Genomic DNA, 19,846 nt, shown 5'->3' with positions numbered 1-19,846 from the left:
CGGGCATCGAGCAGCCGACGGGAAGCGGCGCCGCGATCAGCGGACCTGCTTCAGCGCCCTGGCGTAGCGGTTGACCGGCGGGAGCCAGCAGAACACGAGCGTCAGCAGGCCGCAGGGCCATGCGGCCACGAGCATGCCGCCGACCAGGTCCGATCCCATCGCCGAGGTGCCGATCGCGGCGAAGTGGACGATGAAGGCGAGCACCGAGAACACCGTGAGCAGCACTCGGGCCCAGATCGTGCGCGCGAAGAACGTCCACACCAGCAGCAGGACGCCGAACCCGAGCTCGATGCCCGCCCAGGTGGCCATGGCGCCCTGGAAGTCGGCGACGAATCCTTCCCACTGGCCGGTGCTGCGCATCAGCTCGACGAACGAGTCCTCGCTCAGGCCCGCTTCGTCCATCAGCCCGGGCTCGATGCGGTTGATGTTGTTGACCAGCTCGTCCTCGGCCAGCTGGCGGCCGCCTGCGAGGTTCAGGATTCCGGCGACGATCGGCAGCAGTCCGGACAGTCCGGCGAAGATCTGCAGGACGAACAGCAGCACCGGGCGCTTCGGCGCCTGCACGGGCGCGGGCGCGGCGACGGGGGCGTAGGTCATGATCGGCGTGTCTCCTCTTGGTGGTGCGGTGCCGGGCGCCGCGCCGGAGAATCCGGTTCGAGCTCTCGGTGCGGCAGTTGCTCAGATGCGGCCCACCCCGCGGCGGTTCACCGATCCCGCCAAGCGTTACCCCCTCGATATCAACAGCGCTCTCTGAAACACCTTGTCCGCAAAAAGAAATCCGCAGTTCAGTCGAACTGTCGCCGAGATCAGCCCGGACAGTCCACAGTGTCCTCCGATCGGATCACGTGACGTCGCGCCACTGCCTGATCAGGTCGGAACCGCTTTCGTGGGCGAGGACGCCGAACGGCGCCCGCTCGTAGAGCCACCGCCGCCGGGAGTCGTCGTCGCGCTCCAGCGGCACCAGCTCACCACCGACGATCGACCGGAAACTGCCTTCGATGCAGCGGAAGAGTGCGGTTCCGTCCGGCGGCGCGCCGTGCCGCTCGGTTTCGCCGTGCGTCACGGACGTGATCTTCCCATGCGGTGCGCAGCCCTCGGACTGCTCCGGTGCGAGGCCGTTCCGAGTCCCCGGCCGGTCCGCGAGGCCGCCCCGGACTGTGATTGACACCGCACCGGAGCGGGTGGCACTATCGCCGCCACACAGTCTGGAAACGTTTTCAGGTCTTCCTCGGACTCGGGCTGGAAACGTTTCCGCGGCCCTGCCGCGCACGACATGGAGGGGACGATGACGTCGACGCGGGCCACGCTCTTGCAGGTGGCCGAACGTGCGGGGGTTTCGCTGGCGTCCACCTCCCGCGCCCTCCACGGGACCGGCGCGAGCAAGGCGATGGTCGAGCGGGTCCGGGCGGCGGCCGCCGAGCTCGGCTACAGCGTGGACGCGATCGGGCGCTCGCTGCGGATGAAGAAGACCTTCCAGATCGCCTTCGCCATCGCCGACATCGGCAACCCGGTCTACGTGGAGATGATGCGCGGCATCCACGAGGTGCTCGCCCCGCACGGCTTCCGGGTCGTGGTCATGACCACCGGCGACACCGCCGACTCCGCCGCCGAGCTGGTGCGCAGCCTGAACAGCGGCTTCGTCGACGGGATGATCATCGTCCCGCTGCGCACCGACGACCGGTTGATCGCGGAGATCCAGCAGGCGCCGGTGCCCGTCGTGGTCATCGGGCGCGCGATGGGCGACCACGGCGTCAGCTCGGTCTCCACCGACTCCGCGGCCGGGATCGGCGCGGCCGTCGAGCACGTGCGCTCGTGCGGTCGCCGCCGCATCGGCTTCCTCAACGGCCCGCTCGACACGACGCCGGGCGCGTCCCGGCAACGCGGCTTCGACGCGGCCGCCGGTGGGTTCGAGCGCGTCGAGACCGAGATCGCCGACGACTTCACCGTCGCGGCCGGGCTCGACGCCGCGCGGCGGCTCTTCGCCCGCGCGTCCGGCCCCGCCGAGCAGCTCGACGCCGTCGTGGCGGCCAACGACCTGCTCGCCATCGGGGCGATCCGGGCCGCGCGCGAGTTCGGGCTGGCGGTGCCCGGGGACGTGGCCATGACCGGGATGGACGACACCGAGCTCGGCCGGGTCTTCCTGCCGGGCCTGACGAGCGTGTCCCTCGGCTCGACCGAGCGCGGGCGCGCGGCGGCCGAGCTCGTGCTCGGCCTCACCGACGACCCGGACCGGGCGGCGCGGCAGGTGGCCGTGGGACCCGAGCTCATCGTGCGGGAGTCCACAACGGACGGACCGGAGTCATGAGCACGCCCATGGTGCGCGCCCGGCGGCGCGAGGTCGCCGCGCTGGTCATGCCGTCGCTGATCCCGATCCTGGTGCTCAGCATCGCGCCGCTGGTCGTCGGGATCGCGCTGGCCTTCACCGACGCGCGGCTGGTCCGCAAGCCCGACTACGACGTGGTGGGGCTGGACAACTTCGCGCTCCTGGCGGGCAACTCGCTGTTCTGGGACTCGCTGCGGATCGGGCTGATCTGGACGGTCAGCGTCACGCTGCTCCAGCTCGCGGCCGCCATGGGCCTGGCGCTGCTGCTCAACTCGGGCCTGCGCCTGCAGGGCCTCACCCGGGTGCTCGCGCTCGTCCCGTGGGCGATGCCGCCCGTGGTCGTGGCGATCATGTGGCAGATGATCTACTCGGCCAACGGGGGCCCGCTCAACGCGTTCCTCGACGGCATCGGCCTGCCCGGCGACATCAACTGGCTCGGCGACTTCTCCACCGCGCTGCCCGCCGTGATCGTCGTCGGCGTGTGGGTCGGGATGCCGCAGACCACCATCACGCTGCTGGCCGGGCTCCAGCAGATCCCCGCCGACCTGCACGAGGCGGCCGCCGTGGACGGCGCCGGGGCCTGGCGCCGGTTCACCGCCGTGACCTGGCCGAGCCTGCGCCCGATCGTCACCTCGATCACCTCGCTGAACTTCATCTGGAACTTCAACTCCTTCGCCCTGGTCTACGTGCTCACCGAGGGCGGCCCCGGCGGGCGGACGATGGTCCCGGTGCTGTTCGTGTACCTGGAGGCGTTCAAGAACCGCAACATCGGCTACGCCGCCGCGATGGGCGTCGTGCTCGTCATCGTCATCGTGGCCGTGCTCGCGCTGTACCTGCGGGCGCAGTTCCGCCACGACCGCACCGAGAAAGCGCGGTGAGCCATGCGCCTCCTGATCCGCCCCGCCCAGTACGCGGCGCTCGCCGCCTACCTGCTGTTCCTCGGGTTCCCCCTGCTGTGGCTGATCTCGGCCTCGGTGAAGTCCTCCGCCGAGCTCAACTCGCTGTCGGTGAGCCTGCTGCCGCAGCAGTGGCACTGGGAGAACTACTCGCAGGCCCTCGACCGGCAGGGGCTGGTCCGCTCCGCGTCGAACAGCCTCGTGGTGGCGCTGGTGTCGACCGCGCTGGTGATCGTGATCGCGCTGCCCGCCTCGTACGTGCTCGCCAGGGTGCGGGGCAAGGTCCGGATGGCCGGCGTGACCTGGATCCTGGTGAGCCAGGTGTTCCCGGTCGTCCTCGTGGTCCTGCCGCTGTTCCTCGTGCTGCGGACGTTCGGGCTGACCGACAGCCTGGTCGGGCTGGTGCTGGTGCACACGACATACATGCTGCCGTTCGCGCTGTGGATGCTGCAGGGCTACGTCGCGTCGGTGCCGGTCGAGCTCGAAGAGGCCGGGTCGGTGGACGGCGCGAGCCGGTTCACCGTGCTCCGCTCGATCGTGTTCCCGCTGCTGACGCCGGGCATCGTCGCCACGGCGATGTTCAGCTTCGTCGCCTCGTGGAACGAGTTCTTCTTCGCCCTGGTCCTGCTGCAGTCGCCGGAGAACTACACGCTGCCGATCACCCTGAAGATGTTCATCGGGGGCGAGGGCAAGGTCGCGCTCGGGCCGCTGGCCGCGGGAGCGGTGCTCGCGGCGATCCCCAGCATCGTCTTCTTCACCCTCCTGCGCCGCAGGCTCACCAGTGGGCTCATGGCGGGGGCGGTGAAGGGATGAGTGTCACCCGCACCAGCCGTGAAAGGTGGACGTTGACTGCACCCTGCCCTGAAGGGCGGGGATTCCCTTCCGGCTCGCGCCGGAAAGTTCCTGCTTCACAGCCGGTCGCCCCGTCCGGGAGGTCTCCCGTTGAGGTCTTACACCTGCTCCACAGGCCGACACCGCCAGCCCGGCGGCCACAATGTTGCGCGCGGCGTTGATGTCCCGGTCATGCCGTACTCCGCAGCCTTCGCAGGTCCATTCACGGACTTTGAGCGGCATGCTCCCGGCGAGCTCGCCGCACGCGGAGCACATCTTCGACGAGGGAAACCAGCGGTCGATCACGACCAGGTCCCGCCCATACCAGGCGCACTTGTACTCCAGCATCGAACGAAACTCGCTCCACGACGCATCACCGATAGCACGCGCGAGTTTCCGGTTCTTCATCAAATTGCGCACGGAGAGGTCTTCGATCACGACCGTTTGGTTGTCACGGACGAGTCGAGTGGTGACCTTGTGCAGGTTGTCCCGCCTGCGGTCAGTGATCTTCGCTTGAATCCGGGCGACCTTGAGGCGGGCCTTGTCGCGGTTGTTGCTGCCCTTGTCCTTCCGGGCAAGGCTCCGCTGCGCTTTCGCGAGGCGGGTTCGTTCCCGGTCGGAGTGTCTGGGGTTGGTGATCTTCTCGCCGGTCGACAAGGTGACCAGCGAAGAAATCCCCGCGTCCACGCCGACCATGCTGGTGGTGGGTTCGTGGTGCTCGACAGCGGTTTCCACCAGCATGGACACGAACCACCGGTCTGCCGAATCGCGCGAAACCGTCACCGTCGAGGGATCGGTGCCCTCCGGCAGCGGACGAGACCACACGATATTCAGTGGCTCGGGCATCTTCGCCAGCGTGAGTTGCCCGTCGCGATACCTGAACGCCGAGCGGGTGTACTCCGCCGATGCGCGGGAACGCTTGCGGGACTTGAACCGCGGGTACTTCGCGCGCTTGTCGAAAAACGCCGTGAACGCGCCCTGAAGATGCCGCAACGCCTGCTGCAACGGCACCGACGACACCTCACCCAAAAACGCCAAGTCCTCGGACTTCTTCCACGCAGTGAGCATGGTCGAGGTTTCGTTGTAGTTCACCCGGCGCTGCTCGGTGAACCACGCGCGGGTCCTCGCATCCAAAGCGAGGTTGTAGACCTTCCGGACACAGCCGAACGTGCGCAGCAACTCCCCTCGCTGCGCATCAGTCGGATAGAAACGGTACTTATACGCCCGCTTCACCTGCGTCCCGGACATCGTCCACACACTATTACGTCAACTTGAAAGTAGTGATCTCGGGTGGTCACCGAAGAACACCCGAGACCTGCCCCTCCCCGGCCTGAAGGCCGAGGTACCCGCAGATTGGATTCAGATGAGGTCCAGACGCACGTTAATCGGCTCTTGCCTGCTGACCGCGAGCCTGCTGCTGACCGCCTGCGGCAGCGGTGGCGACCAGTCGGGACCGGTCACCATGACCTTCCAGTCCCTGTCCGACCAGCCGGCCGCGATCGAAGCCACGAACAAGATCGTCGAGGCCTGGAACCAGCAGCACCCCGACGCGCGGGTGGAGGTCGTGCCCGCGGGCTGGGACGGGGTCTACGACAAGCTCATCACCCAGTTCAACTCGGGCAGCGCACCCGACATCGTGCACTACGAGGCCGCCGGGATCGTCCCGTTCGCCAAGGACGGCTACCTCGCCGACCTCACCCCGCACCTGTCGGAGGCCAAGCGCGCGGACATCCCGAAGGGCGTGCTCGACTCCGTCACCGCCGACGGCAAGGTGATCGGCTACCCGACCGAGATGCAGTCCTACGTGGTCTTCGCGAACAAGACCCTGCTCCAGCAGGCGGGCGTCGAGATCCCCACCGGTCCGACGATGTCCTGGGAGCAGCTGCGGGAGATCGCCAAGGCCACCACCAAGGACGGCACCTACGGCCTCGGCTGGGGCCTGAAGAGCCCGACGGCGGCGTTCGTGGCGCTGGCACCCGGTTTCGGCGGGCAGTACTTCCAGGGCAGCGGTGAGGCCACCACGGCCCAGATCGGCCAGGGCGAGATGGCGCTGCCCGAGCTCGTCGGCCAGATGGCCTTCCAGGACAAGTCGATCCTCCCGGTCACCCTCACGCAGACCGGCGCCAATGCGCTCGCCCCGTTCTACGCGGGACAGGTCGCCATGACGGTGCAGGGCTCGTTCCAGGCGGCGAACATCGCGAAGGACGCCCCGGCCGGCCTCGACTGGATCGTGCTGCCGCCGCTGGCCGGACCGGCCGGGCCCGCGCAGGCGGCCAACCCGCAGACCCTCTCGGTGAACGTCGACTCCGAGCACGTCGAGCAGGCCGCCCAGTTCATCGAGTTCTTCACCAGCACCGAGAACCTGGTGGCGCTCAACGAGGCGGACGCGCTGATCCCGCCGACCACCTCGGCGCGCAACGCGCTGGCCGAGAAGCTCGGCGCGCAGAACGGCTGGGACGCCATCCTGGCCACCGGTGAGCACCTGACCTCGGCGCCCTACCTGTTCGCGGACAAGTACGCGCAGTGGAAGGACACCGTCGCCACACCGGCCTACCAGCGGTTCCTCGCGCAGCAGACCGATTCCGCCGGGCTGGCCAAGGAACTCACCGACGGCTGGCAGAACATCACGCGCTAGCAGTCGCAGGCGGACCGGCGGCAGCTCCGCCGCCAGTCCACTTCGGACGATCGAGCGCGGGCGAGCGGCCCGCGCGGGACGAGGAAGGGGCCGGATCCGGTGACCTGGCTGGAGGACCGCGCGGTCGCGGTGATCACCGGCGCGGCGGTGGGCGATGCCCTCGGCGGCGCCACGGAGGGGTGGACGCCGGAGCAGATCGAGGAGCGGCACGGCGGCCGGGTGACCGGCATCGTCGGCCCGTGGTACCCGAACTGGCGCGACGCGCGGCCCATCGCCCCGTACCACAAGGGCGACGGGCACATCACCGACGACACCTTGATGACCTGCGCGCTCGTCGAGGTCTACGCCAAGCGCCGCGCCCACCTCGACGCCTACGCGATGGCCGAGGACCTCGTCCCGCTGATGATCGGCGAGCCCCGCTGGGTGCCGGAGCTGGAGGCCTCGGCCCTGCTGCTGCAGCGGGTCTTCCTCGCGGAGAAGTGGATCGTCACCAAGCTCCACTATGGACACGCGGACCCGCGCGAGGCGGGCGCGGGCAACGTCGTCAACTGCGGGGCGGCGATGTACATCGCGCCGGTCGGCATCGCGAACGCGGGCGACCCGCGCGGTGCGTACGCGGAGGCGATCGACCTCACCGGCGCGCACCAGTCGAGCTACGGCCGGGAGGCCGCCGGAGTGCTGGCCGCGATGGTGGCGGCCTCGGTCGCGCCCGGCGCGGGGCTCGACGACGTGGTCGACGCGGCTCTCTCGGTCGCGCACGACGGGACTGCCGGGGCCCTGCGCGCCGTCGTCGACGCCTTCGCCGACGCCACCCCGCCGAGCACCGACGAGCAGGAACGCGCGCTCGCGCGCCGCGTCCGCGAGGTCGTCGCACCGTTCGACTCGGTGGGCCCGCACTACCGGCAGATGTCGATGGACGCCCGGCGGCCGTCCCGGACGAAGTCGATCGAGGAGCTGCCCGCCGCGCTCGGGCTCCTGCTCGGCCACCGCGGCGACTACCGGGGTTCGGTGCTGGCCTCGGTCAACTACGGCCGCGACGCCGACTCGATCGCCTCGATGGCGGGCGCGATCTGCGCGGGCCTCGGCGGCACCGCCGTCGTGCCCGCCGAGTGGGTGGACGCGATCGACGAGGCCAGTCGCACGGATCTGCGCGCGACCGGGCGGCTGATGGCTTCGGCCGCGGCCGACATCCTCCGGGCCGACCGGGAACGGGCGCTCGCCCGCGTCGCCGGCATCGGCGCCGCGATCGGGGAAGGCGCATGAGGCTCACCTGGGCGCAGCCGGAGGACCTGCTCGCCCACGAGCTGGTGCAGTCCGCGGCGGAGGGCAAGGACGTCACCGGGATCCGCGACCGGTGGGTGGCCGCCGGTGGTGACCCGGTTCCGGCGGTGAGCGGCGCCAGCCCCGACCCGGCCACGCCGGCGATGCGTTCGCTGGCGCGCACGTTGCTCGACGAGCTCGACGCGATCGCCGCCGCACCGGCGCCGGAGGAGCCCGACGACTGGGAGGCGATCGCCGCGCTGCTCCCGCCCGCACCGGATCTGCCGCTCCCGACGCGGGAACGGGTGCTCGGGGCGTGGACCGGCCGCGCGGCGGGCTGCCTGCTCGGCAAACCGGTCGAGAAGATCCCGCGGCAGGGCATCGAGGAGATCCTGCGCGCGACCGGGCGCTGGCCGCTGGACCGGTACTTCACCGCGGTCGGCCTCCCCCGCGACGTCGCGGCGCGCTGGCCGTGGAACCGGCGCTCCGCGGGCACCTCGCTGGAGGAGAACATCGCCGGGATGCCGGAGGACGACGACCTCAACTACCCGATGCTGGCGCTCGCCCTGCTCGAACGGCACGACCGCGCGTTCACCACCGACGACGTCGCGCAGCTGTGGCTGGACAACCTCCCCGCCGGACGGGTGTTCACCGCGGAACGCGCCGCCTACCGCAACATCCTCGACGCCCGGCCCGTTCCGCGGACGGCCACGCACCACAACCCCTTCCGAGAGTGGATCGGCGCGCTGATCCGGACCGACGTCTTCGGCTGGGTGTCGCCGGGCGATGTGCGAGCCGCCGCTCGGCTGGCCTGGACCGACGCGCGGCTGAGCCACACGCGCAACGGCGTCTACGGAGCGATGTGGGCGGCGGGCCTCGCGTCCGCGGCGATGGTGTGCGGCTCCGCGGAGGACGTCCTGGACGCGGCCGAGGCGGTCGTCCCGCCGGGCAGCCGCCTCGCCCGCGCGATCCGGTCCGGCCGCGCGGCGGCGGCCGAGTCCGACGTGCGCACCGGGCTCGACCGCCTGCACGCGGAGTACGGGCACCTGCACTGGGTCCACGTGCTCAACAACGCAGCGGTCATCGCCTACGCGCTGGCCAAGGGACGGGGCGAGTTCGGGCCGAGCGTGTCGCTCGCGGTGCTGGCGGGCTGGGACACCGACTCCGCTGCGGCGACGGTCGGCGGAGTCGTCGGCGCCCTGCGCGGCGTGGACGGCATCGGCGAGCAGTGGACCGCACCGCTCGACGGGCGCATCGCGACCTCGCTGCCCGGCGGCGAACAGCGCATCGCCGACCTCGCCGAACGCACCGCCGCGCTCTCGACCGGAGGAGAGGCACGATGAACTACGCGTTCGACCCGCTCGTCCCCCGCCCGATCGACCGGCAGACCGAAGTGCCGGTGACCGGAACGCCGGATGCCGCCGTGCTCGACGAGGCGAAGATCTTCGCCGGGCCGTCCGATCCCGCCGACCGGCCCGCGTGGCGGCGGATCCTGCACGAGTGGCGCGAGGACGCCCGCAGCCGCCACGACTACACCGGCGCTGCCTACGACCGGCCCGCCGCGGCCTGGGCGATGCGCTGCTACAGCGTCGCCCAGGTGTGGCTGTGGGACGAGCTGCTCTACTCCTTCGAGGAGAAGCGGTTCACGCCCGACCGCTTCATCGCCGACGCGCGCGAGCGCTTCGGCGGCTTGGACGCGGTCGTGCTGTGGCACGCCTACCCCGTCATCGGGCTCGACGACCGCAACCAGTGGGACTTCTACCGCGACGTGCCGGGCCTGTCCCGGCTCGTCGAGGCCCTGCACGACGCGGGGCTGCGGGTGTTCGTCGACTACAACCCGTGGGACGTCGGCACCCGGCGGGGCGCGGACGACCTGACCGAGCTCGCCGCGCTGGTCGCGGACTTCGACGTCGACGGCGTCTTCCTCGACACCCTCAAGAAGGCGGAACCGGAGTTCGTCGCGCGCCTCGAACGGGCCCGGCCCGGGATCGTGCTGGAAGGCGAGTCCAAGCTGCCCGTCGAGCGCATCGAGGACCACTCGTGCTCGTGGGCGCAGTTCTTCGCGGATTCGCCCGTGCCCGGGGTGCTGCGCGCCCGCTGGTACGAGCGGCGGCACATGCAGCACCACGTTCGCCGCTGGCACCGCGACCACACCGAGGAGCTGCACTCGGCGTGGCTCAACGGCGTCGGGGTCATGGTGTGGGAGGTGGTGTTCGGCGTCTGGGTGGGCTGGTCGCGCCGGGACGCGGCGACCGTGCGCCGCATGGTCACCGTCCAGCGCGCGGTCGGCGACCTGCTGCTCACCGGCGAGTGGACGCCGCTGGCGGAGCTCACCGGCCAGGCCGAGGCCGCCGGGGTGTACGCGTCGCGCTGGGAACTGGACGGCCTGACGCTGTGGACGGTGGTCAACCGCGGCGAGCAGGACTACGCGGGCGCCGTGATCCCCGATTCCGGCGGCAGGCTGGTCGACCTCTTCGGTGACGGCGTCGTGCCGGGTCGAGGCATCGGCGCGCTGCTGCACATCGCACCGGGCGCCGCGGAGCCGGTGTGGCTGCCCGAACTGCTCGAAGTGCTGCGCGGCATGCGCCACGACTCGGATGCGCGCTTCCCGCACCGCCTGGCGATTCGCCGCACGCCGGGCCCGAGCACCGGTGCGGCCGAACCGGACGCCGTCGTCGTGCCCGCCGGGCGGTACGTGCTGACCGTGCGCTACCGCGCGCGTGAGACGGGCATGTACCAGGGCGCACCCTACGTCGACGAGTGGAAGCCCCTGCCGCCCAGGCTGCACGATGCGCGGACGCTGCAACGGGACGGCGAACTCGCCGCGCCCGTCGCGGTCGCCGCGAGCGAGGTGACGAACGCGCAGTTCGCCGAGTTCCTCGAAGCGACGGGCTACCGGCCCGCCGAGCCGCACCGGTTCCTCGCGCACTGGACGGACGGCCGTCCGTCCACACCGGACGCTCCGGTGAGCTTCGTCGATCTCGACGACGCCCGCGCCTACTGCGCCTGGCGCGGCGGCAGGCTGCCCACCGAGGACGAGTGGCAGCTCGCCGGCGAGTCGGGCCGGTTGCGGCGCGGCGAACCGGCCGTGTGGAACTGGACCGAGAGCGAGCACTCCGACGGCCGGACGCGGTTCGTCATGCTCAAGGGCGGCTGCGACCACCGCGCCGAGGGCGCCGACTGGTACCTGGAGGGCGGCCGCCAAGACCCGGACTTCAGCGTGAAGCTGCTGCTCCCCGGGCTGGGACTGGCGCGCAGCGCGACGGTCAGCTTCCGCTGCGCCTGGGATGTGTCCACTGTAGAGGAGGTACGATGAAACCCCCTGCGTCAACCGGAGTCCTGCGCAACCGCACCTCAGGGGACCGTGACGCAACCCAGCCACAAGAAACCCCCACAACGCAAGATCACTCCCAAACGCAACCACCACTGAAAATCTCGGAGAGGCGGGACAGGGAGAGGCGGGACTGCCGATGACCGTGTCCCGGGATCCTTCGGCGGGCGCCCTCGCCGGCCTGCGCGTCGTCGACGCCGCCACGCTCTTCGCCGGGCCGATGGCGGCCATGCACCTCGGCGACATGGGCGCCGAGGTGATCAAGGTCGAGCACCCGGCCAAGCCCGATCCGTCGCGCACGCACGGCGTCGCGAAGGACGACGTCAACCTCTGGTGGAAGACGCTCGGCCGGAACAAGCGCACCGTCACCGCCGACCTCGCCGACGAGGGCGGCCGCGAGGTGTTCCTCGCGCTCGCCGCGACGGCGGACGTGGTGATCGAGAACTTCCGGCCCGGCACCCTCGAACGGTGGGGCCTCGGCTACGAGGAGCTCTCCGCGCGGAATCCAGGGCTGGTGCTCGCCCGCGTCACGGGGTTCGGGCAGTTCGGCCCCTACCGGACGCGGCCCGGCTTCGGCACGCTCGCCGAGGCGATGAGCGGGTTCGCCGCGACGACCGGTGAACCCGACGGCCCGCCGACGCTGCCGCCGTTCGGCCTCGCCGACGGCGTCGCCTCGCTGGCCACCGCTTTCGCGATCATGGTGGCGCTGTCCACCCGCGAGCAGCGCGGACGGGGCCAGGTCGTGGACGTGGCGATCATCGAACCGATCCTCGCGATGCTCGGCCCGCAGATCACCCGCTGGGACCAGCTGCGCACCGTCCAGCCCCGCACGGGCAACCGCTCGACCAACAACGCGCCGCGCAACACCTACCGCACCAGCGACGGCCACTGGGTCGCCGTCTCCACTTCGGCGCAATCGGTCGCCGAGCGCGTCGTGCGGCTCGTCGGCCGACCCGACCTCGTCGAGCAGCCGTGGTTCGCCAGCGGCGCCGACCGCGCCCGCCACGCCGACGAGCTCGACGAAGCCGTGGGCGCGTGGATCGCGCAGCGCACGCGCGAGGACGTGGTGGCCGCGTTCGAGGAGGCGCAGGCCGCGATCGCACCGATCTACGACGCCGCCGACATCGTGGCCGACCCGCAGTTCCGCGCCCTGGGCACGATCCACGAGATCGCCGACCCCGAGCTGGGGCCGACGCTGGTGCAGGGCCCGCTGTTCAGGCTGTCCGGCAACGACGGCGTCATCCGGTTCACCGGCCGCCCGCACGGCGCCGACACCGACGAGGTGCTCGGCGAACTCGGGTTCACCCCGGACCGGATCGCCGAACTGCGCGCGCAGGGAGCGGTATGAGCCAACCACCTCCCCCGCTGACGCTGCTGTACGTGCCCGCCGACCGGCCGGACCGGGTGCGCAAGGCGCTCACGTCGGACGCCGACGTGGTGCTCGTGGACCTCGAAGACGCGGTCGCCCCGGCGCGCAAGGACGAAGCCCGCGCGAACGCGGTGCGGCTGCTCGCCGATGCGTCCCCGGCCCGCCCGGTGCAGGTGCGCATCAACCACCCGAGCACGCCGTGGCACGAAGCCGACGTCGCCGCGCTCGCCGGACTGCCGCTCGCAGTGGGCGCCCGGATCCCCAAGGTCGAGGCGACCGCGGAAGTCCGGAAGCTCGCAGCCGCGCTGCCGCAGCGGGCACTGCACCTGCTCATCGAGTCGGCGCTCGGCGTCGAACACGCCATGGACATCGCCACGGCCGCGCCGCAGGTGGCATCGATCGGGCTCGGCGAAGCGGACCTGCGCTCGGATCTGCGCGTGGTCGACGAGACGGGCCTCTCGTGGGCGCGCAGCCGAGTGGTCGTCGCGGCCCGCGCCGCGCGCCTGCCGCCGCCGGTCATGTCGGCCTACCCGAACGTGCGCGACCTGGACGGCCTGGCGGAATCGTGCCGGACCGGCCGCGCCCTCGGCTTCCGCGGCCGCACCGCGATCCACCCGGCACAGCTGAACCCGATCCGAACGGCCTTCCTCCCGACCACCGAGGAGGTGCGGCGAGCGCGCGAGGTCGTAGCCCGCCTGAACGGAGCGACGGCAGCAGGAGTCGGCGCCCTCGCCCTCCCGGACGGCACCTTCCTCGACGTGGCGATGCTCGAACAAGCCCGCACCATCCTCGCCCTCGCCACCCCGCGAACCCGCTGACCCCGGGCCCGGTGCGGTCTCCAACGCCGCCGCCGCGGTCGTGGTTCGCGTCCTGCGGGTGGTGGTCGGCTGTCCTAGCGTTGGGGTTCATGACCGCACGGAACCGGGGGCACCGACGCAGCCGGGATTCCCGCCGCGAGCAGCTGTCGATCAACCCGGTGTTCGTCGCCGAACCGGCGCACGTGCCGCGCAACCGGCTGCCCGAGCGGGAACTCGATCCCGACGTGGCCTACCAGATCGTGCACGACGAGCTGATGCTGGACGGCAACGCGCGGCTCAACCTCGCCACCTTCGTCACCAGCTGGATGGAACCGCAGGCCGACCGGTTGATGGCGGAGTGCTTCGACAAGAACATGATCGACAAGGACGAGTACCCGCGCACGGCCGCGCTGGAGCAGCGCTGCGTGCGGATGCTCGCCGAGCTCTGGCACGCCCCCGATCCCGAGGCCACCATCGGCTGCTCCACCACCGGTTCCAGCGAGGCGTGCATGCTGGCCGGGCTGGCGCTCAAGCGCCGCTGGCAGCACGCCCGGCGCGCGGCCGGGCGTCCGGCCGACCGGCCGAACGTCGTGATGGGCGCCAACGTCCAGGTCTGCTGGGAGAAGTTCGCGAACTACTGGGACGTCGAGGCGCGGCTGGTGCCGATGGACGGAGAGCGCTTCCACCTCGACGCCGCCGAAGCCGTCGCCCGCTGCGACGAGAACACCATCGGGGTGGTGGCGGTGCTGGGCTCCACCTTCGACGGCAGCTACGAACCGGTCGCCGAGATCTGCGCCGCGCTGGAGGAGTTGTCCGCCGAGCGCGGCTGGGACGTCCCGGTGCACGTCGACGGCGCCTCCGGCGCGATGATCGCCCCGTTCTGCGACCCGGACCTGCACTGGGACTTCCGGCTGCCCCGGGTCGCCTCGATCAACACCTCCGGGCACAAGTACGGGCTGGTCTACCCGGGCGTGGGCTGGGTGGTGTGGCGGGAGGCGGCCATGCTGCCGCCGGACCTCGTCTTCGACGTCGACTACCTCGGCGGCAGCATGCCGACCTTCGCGCTGAACTTCTCCCGGCCGGGCGGGCAGGTGGTCGCGCAGTACTACGCGTTCCTGCGGTTGGGCTTCGACGGCTTCCGCCGGGTCCAGCAGAACTGCCGGGACGTGGCGACCTCGCTGGCCGGCCGGATCGCGGGGCTCGGGCCGTTCCGGCTGCTCACCCGGGGAGACCAGCTGCCGGTGTTCGCCTGCGCGCTGCGCGAGGAGGTCACCGGCTACTCGGTCTACGACGTGTCGGCTCACCTGCGGGAACGCGGTTGGCTGGTCCCGGCCTACGCGTTCCCGGCCAACCGCACCGACCTGGCGGTGCTGAGGTTCGTGGTCCGCAACGGCTTCACCCACGACCTCGCCGATCTCCTGGTCGAAGACCTCGAACGCTCCCTCGCGGAGCTGCGGCACCAGCCCGAACCGGTGCGCGGCGCCGAGCACAGCTCGTTCGCGCACGGCACGGGGAGCGCGCAGCGGGGCTGAGCGGTCAGCAGCCCTTGAAGCGGGTGTCCGCCGCCCAGCCGGTGTTGGCCCAGGTCTGCGGGTCCGCCGGGGTGAAGCCCGGGTACTGCTCGGCCAGCTCGCCGAGCAGCCAGTTGCTGAAGCGGGCCGCGCCCTGCGGGCAGGTGTGGATGCCGTCGTCGCTGCGGTCGGGTTTGCCGTCCTTGATCTGCTGGTAGGTGCTGCCCCACACCTCGCCGGCGTCGAGCACGCCGGCCCGGCCCGCCGAACCCGCCGCGACCGCTCGGGCGGCCTCGGGGGCGCGCTCCAGTTCGGCCACGTGCGGCGCGTAGAAGTCGTCGGGCTTGATCGGCGGCATCGTGACGAAGACCAGCTTCGCGCCGATCCCGGTCACGGTGGTCAGCAGCCTGTCGTAGGCGGCCTGCTGCTCCTGCGGGCTGCCCCAGTCGTAGGACGTGATCTGGTAGACGACCACGCCGGGTGCGGCGGAACGGAGCTTGCCGGGCAGCTCCTCCCACTGCTCCTCGGCGAACGGTCCGACGACGTTCCCGCCACCGTCGGAGGCCAGCGACTGGAACTCGACGCCGCTGGCCTCGAACGCCGCGGCCAGGGGCAACGCCTCCCCCGCCGCGACGGAGTCGCCGAGGAGGACCACCTTGGGCAGTGCCCGGTCGCCCGCACCGGCAGGCGCTCCGGTCGTGGTGGCGCAGGCGGTGGTCAGCAGGAACAGCCCGGTCAGGCCGAGGGCGAGGTTTCGCGTCTTGCTCATGGCTCCGACGATGCCGTCGCCGTGTCCCAGCACCTCCGCCGCCATGTCGCGGTCGTGTCGCAGGATCCCGCCGCAGCCGCCGGTGGGTGCCGGGATTGTCGATAATGGACCGGTGGCGTCGATTCTGCTGATCGAAGACGACCCCCTGGTCCGGCGGGGGCTCCAGCTCGCGCTGTCCAGGCACGGTCACGACGTCCGCACCGCGGACACCGGCGAGGACGGGCTGCGCGAGTTCGGCTCGGCCGCGCCCGACCTGGTGGTGCTCGACCTGATGTTGCCGGTCGTCGACGGGTTCGAGGTGTGCCGTCGCATCCGGGCCGCCGGTGACGTACCGGTGATCGTGCTGACGGCACGTGGTGACGACTTCGACGTCGTCAGCGGCTTGGAGGCGGGTGCGGACGACTACGTCGTCAAGCCGGTGCAGCCCACCGTGCTCGACGCGCGGATCCGCGCGGTGCTGCGCCGCAGCACCAGCACCCCGGACGGCGTGCGGGTGCACCGCGCCCTCCGCATCGACACCTCCTCGCTGACGGTGTCGTTGCACGGCGAACCGGTGGCGCTGACGCCGACCGAGCTGCGCCTGCTGCTGACCCTGTCCCAGGCCCCTGGCCAGGTGTTCAGCAGGCAACAGCTGCTGGAGCAGGTGTGGGAGCACGACTACCTCGGTGACTCCCGGCTGGTCGACAACTGCGTGCAGCGGCTGCGGGCGAAGATCGAGGCCAGTCCGGCGACCCCGGAGTACGTGCAGACCGTGCGCGGGTTCGGCTACCGGTTCGGACCGGTGTGACCCGGCGGCTGTGGCCGCGCGGGCTGCGCGCCCGGCTGCTGGCCGCCTTCGCGCTGGTGACCGTGCTCGGTGCCGCCGCGGCGGCCTGGTCCAGCGCCGGATCGGCGAGCACCGCGCTGGTCACCTCCACCGAGCAGCGGCTCACCGAGGCCGTCGTCGGCCAGATCGCTCCGATCGCGCCCCAGCTGACCTATCCGCCGGACCAGGGCGCGCTGGACCGGCTGCGCGCGGCCGTCGGCGCGAACGCGCTGGTGACCTACCAGGACCTGCGGTCCGCCGACGGTGCCGGACCCGAGCTGGTCACCGATGCGCTGCGCACCGCGGTACGCGTCCAGAACCGGCTGGTCACGCAGCGGATCACCGCCGAGGGCAGGCCGTGGCTGCTGGTCGGCACGCCGATCGTGATCACCGCTGCCGATGGGGCGCGCACCCCGTCGGGCATCGAGGTCTACACCGCTCGCGACCTCACCGACGTCGACCGGCAGATCGACGCCCTCGCCCGGCAGGCGGTCATCACCGCAGCGCTGGCGCTGCCGCTGGCGGTGCTGCTGGCGGTGCTGGCGGCGGGCAGCGTGCTGCGCCCGGTGCGCGAGCTCCGCGACACCGCACGCCGGCTGGCCGACGGCGAGCTCGATGCGCGGACCTCGCCCCAGGGCGCCGACGAGCTGGCCGAGCTCACCGTCACCATCAACGAGATGGCCGAGTCGGTGCAGACGTCGATGGCGGCGATGCAGCGCATGCAGGCCGACGCCAAGAGGTTCGCCGCCGACGTCTCGCACGAGCTGCGCACCCCGTTGACCACGCTGACAGCGGTGGTGGAGGTGCTGGCGACGACCACCGGCGGGATGGACGCCGACGCCCGGGAGTCCGCTCAGCTGGCGATCACCGAAACGCACCGGCTGGTCCAGCTCGTGGAGGACCTGATGGAGGTCTCCCGCTTCGACGCCGGAACCGCGCACCTGCGGGTGGAGGAGGTCGACGTGGTCGGCGCCGTGCGGGACTGCCTGCGCGCCCGCGGCTGGCTGGAGCAGGTCGACCTGGTGGCGCCCGAGGAGCTCCTGCTGCGGGTGGACCGGCGGCGGCTGGACGTCGTCGTGGCCAACCTGGTCGGAAACGCGCTGCGGCACGGTGAACCGCCGGTGCACGTGCGCATCTCGGCGTCCCCCGAGCAGGTGCGGATCGAGGTCACCGACGCCGGGCCGGGGCTGCCCGAAAGCGCGTTGCCGCACGTGTTCGACCGCTTCTACAAGGCCGACGCCGCGCGCACCCGCACGCCGGGCAGCGGGCTCGGACTGGCGATCGCGCTGGAGAACGCCCGCCTGCACGGCGGCGATCTCAGCGCGGCCAACGCCGACGGTGGCGGTGCGCGGTTCGTGCTGCGACTGCCGCGCGACCTGGAGGAGCTGTGAAGCGGATCTGGTTGGCAGCAGCGGTCTTGCTGCTCGCGGGCTGCGGCGTCCAGCCCTCCGAGGTCACCACCGGCGGGCAAGCCCCGACAGGGGTGGCACCCGGGGTGACGCTGTACTTCGTCGATTCGCGGGGCGAGCTCCGCCCGGACCTGCGGCGCACCGAACGGCTGGGCACGATCTCCGAGGCCATGTCGCTGCTGCTGGTGGGACCCGGCGGATCGGACCTGCACACCGAGATCGCGACGACCGGGGTGACGCGGGTCCAGGTGGTCACCACGCCGGGCGTGATCCAGCTCGGCGTGCCGTTGACGATCGACGAGGTGACTCCGCGGGGCATCGACCAGCTCGTGTGCACGGCGCTGGGCGTCCACGTGCAGAGCGGCGGGCCGAGGAGCACGACGGTGCAGGTCCGCTTCGTCCAGCCCACCCCGGAGTCCGACGAGCGGCGGACCTGCCCGCTGATCAGCCCAGCTCCGTGATGTCGATGGTGGCCGGAGCCGGTGCGGGCAGCGCCAGCCACAGCGCGGCGAGGCCGGTCATGACCGCTGCGAACACGAGCAAGCCGCTCCGCCCCCGGGCCCACCTGGCGCGGAACCGGACCGGGTCCTCGACCAGGTGCTTCGACAGCGCGGCCAAGCCGATCGACACCGCGCACACCAGCACCGTCTGCGCCCACGCTCCGAGTCCGGCCAACTGCGGTCGGAGCAGCACGATGACGGGCCAGTGCCACAGGTAGAGGCTGTAGGAGATCAGCCCGAGCCAGCGCAGCGGCCGCCAGGCGAGCGCTTTGCCGACCAGCGCGTGCGGTGCCTGCGCGCACAGCCTGATCAGCAGTGCGGCGGCCAGCGAGTGCGCGAAGATCCCACCGGTGAACAGCCACGGCGAATCCACCCCGTCGGCGAGGAACCACATCGCACCGATCACGATCAGCAGCAGCGCCATCACGACGCCCGCTGATCGACCGACCGCGCGGGCCAGCGCGGCTTGCACCGGTGGGGTGGCGACCAAGGCGCCCAGCAGCAAGGAGAACGCCCTGGTGTCGGTGCCGGTGTAGACGCGGGTCGGATCAGCCGGGTCGGCGAGCACGACCATCAGCACCAGCGAGACGGCGGAGATCGAGGCCGCGGCCACCGCGACCCGGCGGCCGACCCGCCCGCGCCTGGCGACGGCCAGCACCAGCACCGGCCAGAGCAGGTAGAACTGCTCCTCGACCGCGATGCTCCACAGGTGCTCGAAGACCCGGCCGGGCCCGAACCGGTCCCAGTAGCCGGCCGACTCCGCGAGCAAGTGCCAGTTGATCAGGTTCAACTGCACCCACGGGCCGTCCGAGAGCGTCGTCCGCACCACGTCCGGCGGGCCCACCGCCCACACGAGCACCGTGACCACCACCAGCACCACCACCAGCGCAGGCAGCAACCGGCGGATCCGCCGTCCCCAGAAGGCGACCAGCGACACCGCACCGGTCGTCGCGATCTCCCGCAGCAGCAGACCGGTGATGAGGTAGCCGGACAGCGCGAAGAACAGGTCCACCCCGAGGAAACCACCGGACAGGTGGCCGGTGTGGAACAACAGCACCCCGAGGATCGAGATCCCCCGCAACCCGTCCAGCGCGGGCAGATGCGCCCCGCTCACCCCAGTGGCCTTGATCGGCTGAACCTGCGTCATGGAGCCGACTTTGGCGCCCCCATGTCGAAGCACCGTCCACGTCGCGTCCCAGTCCTGTCGCAACCACCGGCCCGGATGCGTCCACTGTGGCCAGCGGATGAGTCCCGAGAGCGCTGCCGTCCGTAGTCGAGTCGGCACCGTCGGCCAGCTCGCTTCGCCACCATCGACCGCTTCTCTCCGCATCCGCCCGAACACTGGGAATTACATTCCCATTCACTGGGAGAACGGACTGGGCAGCCGCACGTCGCCGACGTACTGTCCCC

18 protein-coding genes are annotated in these 19,846 nt (G+C 71.5%); 13 read left to right on the top strand and 5 right to left on the bottom strand.

Annotated elements, in window-relative coordinates:
* Positions 1–36 precede the first annotated feature (36 nt).
* Together OU416_RS27815 and OU416_RS27810 are read right to left on the bottom strand one after the other, a co-directional pair.
* The gene (locus OU416_RS27815) at positions 37–597 is read right to left on the bottom strand and encodes a hypothetical protein (RefSeq protein WP_270929988.1); all 561 of its coding nucleotides are present in this window, start codon (positions 595–597) and stop codon (positions 37–39) included.
* A gap of 244 nt (positions 598–841) precedes the next feature.
* Complete coding sequence (locus OU416_RS27810; protein WP_270929987.1) at positions 842–1,063, bottom strand: PAS domain-containing protein; 222 nt, start codon at positions 1,061–1,063, stop codon at positions 842–844.
* Between the two features lie 222 nt (positions 1,064–1,285).
* Here OU416_RS27810 and OU416_RS27805 point away from each other — a divergent pair, with 222 nt between their 5' ends.
* From OU416_RS27805 to OU416_RS27795, 3 genes are read left to right on the top strand one after another with little or no spacing between them, the layout of a single operon-like run.
* Positions 1,286–2,305, top strand: a complete 1,020-nt coding sequence (locus OU416_RS27805) for a LacI family DNA-binding transcriptional regulator (protein WP_270929986.1) — start codon at positions 1,286–1,288, stop codon at positions 2,303–2,305.
* Positions 2,302–3,201 carry a carbohydrate ABC transporter permease gene (locus OU416_RS27800; RefSeq protein WP_270929985.1) on the top strand — a complete coding sequence of 300 codons (900 nt, stop codon included), beginning with the start codon at positions 2,302–2,304 and terminating at the stop codon, positions 3,199–3,201. Before OU416_RS27805 ends, OU416_RS27800 begins: the two co-directional genes overlap by 4 nt.
* A 3-nt stretch (positions 3,202–3,204) precedes the next feature.
* Entirely contained in the window at positions 3,205–4,032 is an 828-nt protein-coding gene (locus OU416_RS27795) for a carbohydrate ABC transporter permease (RefSeq protein WP_270929984.1), read from the top strand.
* A gap of 3 nt (positions 4,033–4,035) precedes the next feature.
* On the opposite strand, the gene OU416_RS27790 is transcribed toward OU416_RS27795, so the two are convergent.
* Positions 4,036–5,298 carry an RNA-guided endonuclease InsQ/TnpB family protein gene (locus OU416_RS27790; protein WP_270929983.1) on the bottom strand — a complete coding sequence of 421 codons (1,263 nt, stop codon included), beginning with the start codon at positions 5,296–5,298 and terminating at the stop codon, positions 4,036–4,038.
* A gap of 115 nt (positions 5,299–5,413) precedes the next feature.
* Between OU416_RS27790 and OU416_RS27785 the strand changes: the two genes are divergently transcribed.
* The 7 genes from OU416_RS27785 (at position 5,414) to OU416_RS27755 (ending at position 14,974) form a co-directional block, all read left to right on the top strand.
* A complete protein-coding gene (locus OU416_RS27785; RefSeq protein WP_270929982.1) occupies positions 5,414–6,685 on the top strand; it encodes an ABC transporter substrate-binding protein in 1,272 nt (423 codons plus the stop codon).
* A gap of 99 nt (positions 6,686–6,784) precedes the next feature.
* Positions 6,785–7,948, top strand: coding sequence for an ADP-ribosylglycohydrolase family protein (locus tag OU416_RS27780; protein WP_270929981.1), 1,164 nt, complete (start codon positions 6,785–6,787; stop codon positions 7,946–7,948).
* Positions 7,945–9,288, top strand: a complete 1,344-nt coding sequence (locus tag OU416_RS27775) for an ADP-ribosylglycohydrolase family protein (RefSeq protein ID WP_270929980.1) — start codon at positions 7,945–7,947, stop codon at positions 9,286–9,288. The genes OU416_RS27780 and OU416_RS27775 overlap by 4 nt, the downstream gene beginning before the upstream one ends.
* A complete protein-coding gene (locus tag OU416_RS27770) occupies positions 9,285–11,261 on the top strand; it encodes an SUMF1/EgtB/PvdO family nonheme iron enzyme (RefSeq protein ID WP_270929979.1) in 1,977 nt (658 codons plus the stop codon). Before OU416_RS27775 ends, OU416_RS27770 begins: the two co-directional genes overlap by 4 nt.
* Before the next feature lie 154 nt (positions 11,262–11,415).
* The gene (locus OU416_RS27765) at positions 11,416–12,624 is read left to right on the top strand and encodes a CaiB/BaiF CoA transferase family protein (protein WP_270929978.1); all 1,209 of its coding nucleotides are present in this window, start codon (positions 11,416–11,418) and stop codon (positions 12,622–12,624) included.
* On the top strand, positions 12,621–13,463 hold the full coding sequence (locus OU416_RS27760) for an HpcH/HpaI aldolase/citrate lyase family protein (protein WP_270929977.1): 843 nt from the start codon (positions 12,621–12,623) through the stop codon (positions 13,461–13,463). The genes OU416_RS27765 and OU416_RS27760 overlap by 4 nt, the downstream gene beginning before the upstream one ends.
* Before the next feature lie 89 nt (positions 13,464–13,552).
* Positions 13,553–14,974: a glutamate decarboxylase gene (locus OU416_RS27755; RefSeq protein ID WP_270929976.1), complete on the top strand. Its 1,422-nt coding sequence runs from the start codon at positions 13,553–13,555 to the stop codon at positions 14,972–14,974.
* Positions 14,975–14,978: 4 nt separating this feature from the next.
* Here OU416_RS27755 and OU416_RS27750 read toward each other — a convergent pair whose 3' ends face one another.
* Complete coding sequence (locus OU416_RS27750; protein WP_270929975.1) at positions 14,979–15,722, bottom strand: SGNH/GDSL hydrolase family protein; 744 nt, start codon at positions 15,720–15,722, stop codon at positions 14,979–14,981.
* Between the two features lie 112 nt (positions 15,723–15,834).
* Between OU416_RS27750 and OU416_RS27745 the strand changes: the two genes are divergently transcribed.
* Genes OU416_RS27745 through OU416_RS27735 form a run of 3 tightly spaced genes read left to right on the top strand, consistent with a single transcriptional unit; the run spans position 15,835 to position 18,397 of the window.
* Positions 15,835–16,509 carry a response regulator transcription factor gene (locus tag OU416_RS27745; protein ID WP_270929974.1) on the top strand — a complete coding sequence of 225 codons (675 nt, stop codon included), beginning with the start codon at positions 15,835–15,837 and terminating at the stop codon, positions 16,507–16,509.
* Positions 16,506–17,918, top strand: coding sequence for a sensor histidine kinase (locus tag OU416_RS27740; protein ID WP_270929973.1), 1,413 nt, complete (start codon positions 16,506–16,508; stop codon positions 17,916–17,918). Before OU416_RS27745 ends, OU416_RS27740 begins: the two co-directional genes overlap by 4 nt.
* Positions 17,915–18,397, top strand: coding sequence for a hypothetical protein (locus OU416_RS27735; protein WP_270929972.1), 483 nt, complete (start codon positions 17,915–17,917; stop codon positions 18,395–18,397). Before OU416_RS27740 ends, OU416_RS27735 begins: the two co-directional genes overlap by 4 nt.
* Here the strand turns inward: OU416_RS27735 and OU416_RS27730 are convergent.
* Positions 18,381–19,583 (bottom strand): acyltransferase family protein, encoded by a 1,203-nt coding sequence (locus OU416_RS27730; protein WP_270929971.1) that lies wholly within the window; start codon positions 19,581–19,583, stop codon positions 18,381–18,383. The genes OU416_RS27735 and OU416_RS27730 overlap by 17 nt on opposite strands.
* Positions 19,584–19,846: the final 263 nt, after the last annotated feature.

Origin of the sequence: Saccharopolyspora indica (assembly GCF_027853965.1) — a bacterium.
Lineage (GTDB): Bacteria > Actinomycetota > Actinomycetes > Mycobacteriales > Pseudonocardiaceae > Saccharopolyspora > Saccharopolyspora indica.
The sequence above is the reverse complement of the archived record's forward strand: the minus strand, read 5'-3'. Positions and strand labels throughout refer to the sequence as shown.

What these genes read in the sequence shown, in the direction of transcription:
- OU416_RS27815 (WP_270929988.1), bottom strand. Translation starts at nt 597, where the DNA reads ATGACCTACGCCCCCGTCGCCGCGCCCGCGCCCGTGCAGGCGCCGAAG.
- OU416_RS27805 (WP_270929986.1), top strand. Translation starts at nt 1,286, where the DNA reads ATGACGTCGACGCGGGCCACGCTCTTGCAGGTGGCCGAACGTGCGGGG.
- OU416_RS27800 (WP_270929985.1), top strand. Translation starts at nt 2,302, where the DNA reads ATGAGCACGCCCATGGTGCGCGCCCGGCGGCGCGAGGTCGCCGCGCTG.
- OU416_RS27795 (WP_270929984.1), top strand. Translation starts at nt 3,205, where the DNA reads ATGCGCCTCCTGATCCGCCCCGCCCAGTACGCGGCGCTCGCCGCCTAC.
- OU416_RS27790 (WP_270929983.1), bottom strand. Translation starts at nt 5,298, where the DNA reads ATGTCCGGGACGCAGGTGAAGCGGGCGTATAAGTACCGTTTCTATCCG.
- OU416_RS27785 (WP_270929982.1), top strand. Translation starts at nt 5,414, where the DNA reads ATGAGGTCCAGACGCACGTTAATCGGCTCTTGCCTGCTGACCGCGAGC.
- OU416_RS27775 (WP_270929980.1), top strand. Translation starts at nt 7,945, where the DNA reads ATGAGGCTCACCTGGGCGCAGCCGGAGGACCTGCTCGCCCACGAGCTG.
- OU416_RS27770 (WP_270929979.1), top strand. Translation starts at nt 9,285, where the DNA reads ATGAACTACGCGTTCGACCCGCTCGTCCCCCGCCCGATCGACCGGCAG.
- OU416_RS27765 (WP_270929978.1), top strand. Translation starts at nt 11,416, where the DNA reads ATGACCGTGTCCCGGGATCCTTCGGCGGGCGCCCTCGCCGGCCTGCGC.
- OU416_RS27760 (WP_270929977.1), top strand. Translation starts at nt 12,621, where the DNA reads ATGAGCCAACCACCTCCCCCGCTGACGCTGCTGTACGTGCCCGCCGAC.
- OU416_RS27755 (WP_270929976.1), top strand. Translation starts at nt 13,553, where the DNA reads ATGACCGCACGGAACCGGGGGCACCGACGCAGCCGGGATTCCCGCCGC.
- OU416_RS27750 (WP_270929975.1), bottom strand. Translation starts at nt 15,722, where the DNA reads ATGAGCAAGACGCGAAACCTCGCCCTCGGCCTGACCGGGCTGTTCCTG.
- OU416_RS27730 (WP_270929971.1), bottom strand. Translation starts at nt 19,583, where the DNA reads ATGACGCAGGTTCAGCCGATCAAGGCCACTGGGGTGAGCGGGGCGCAT.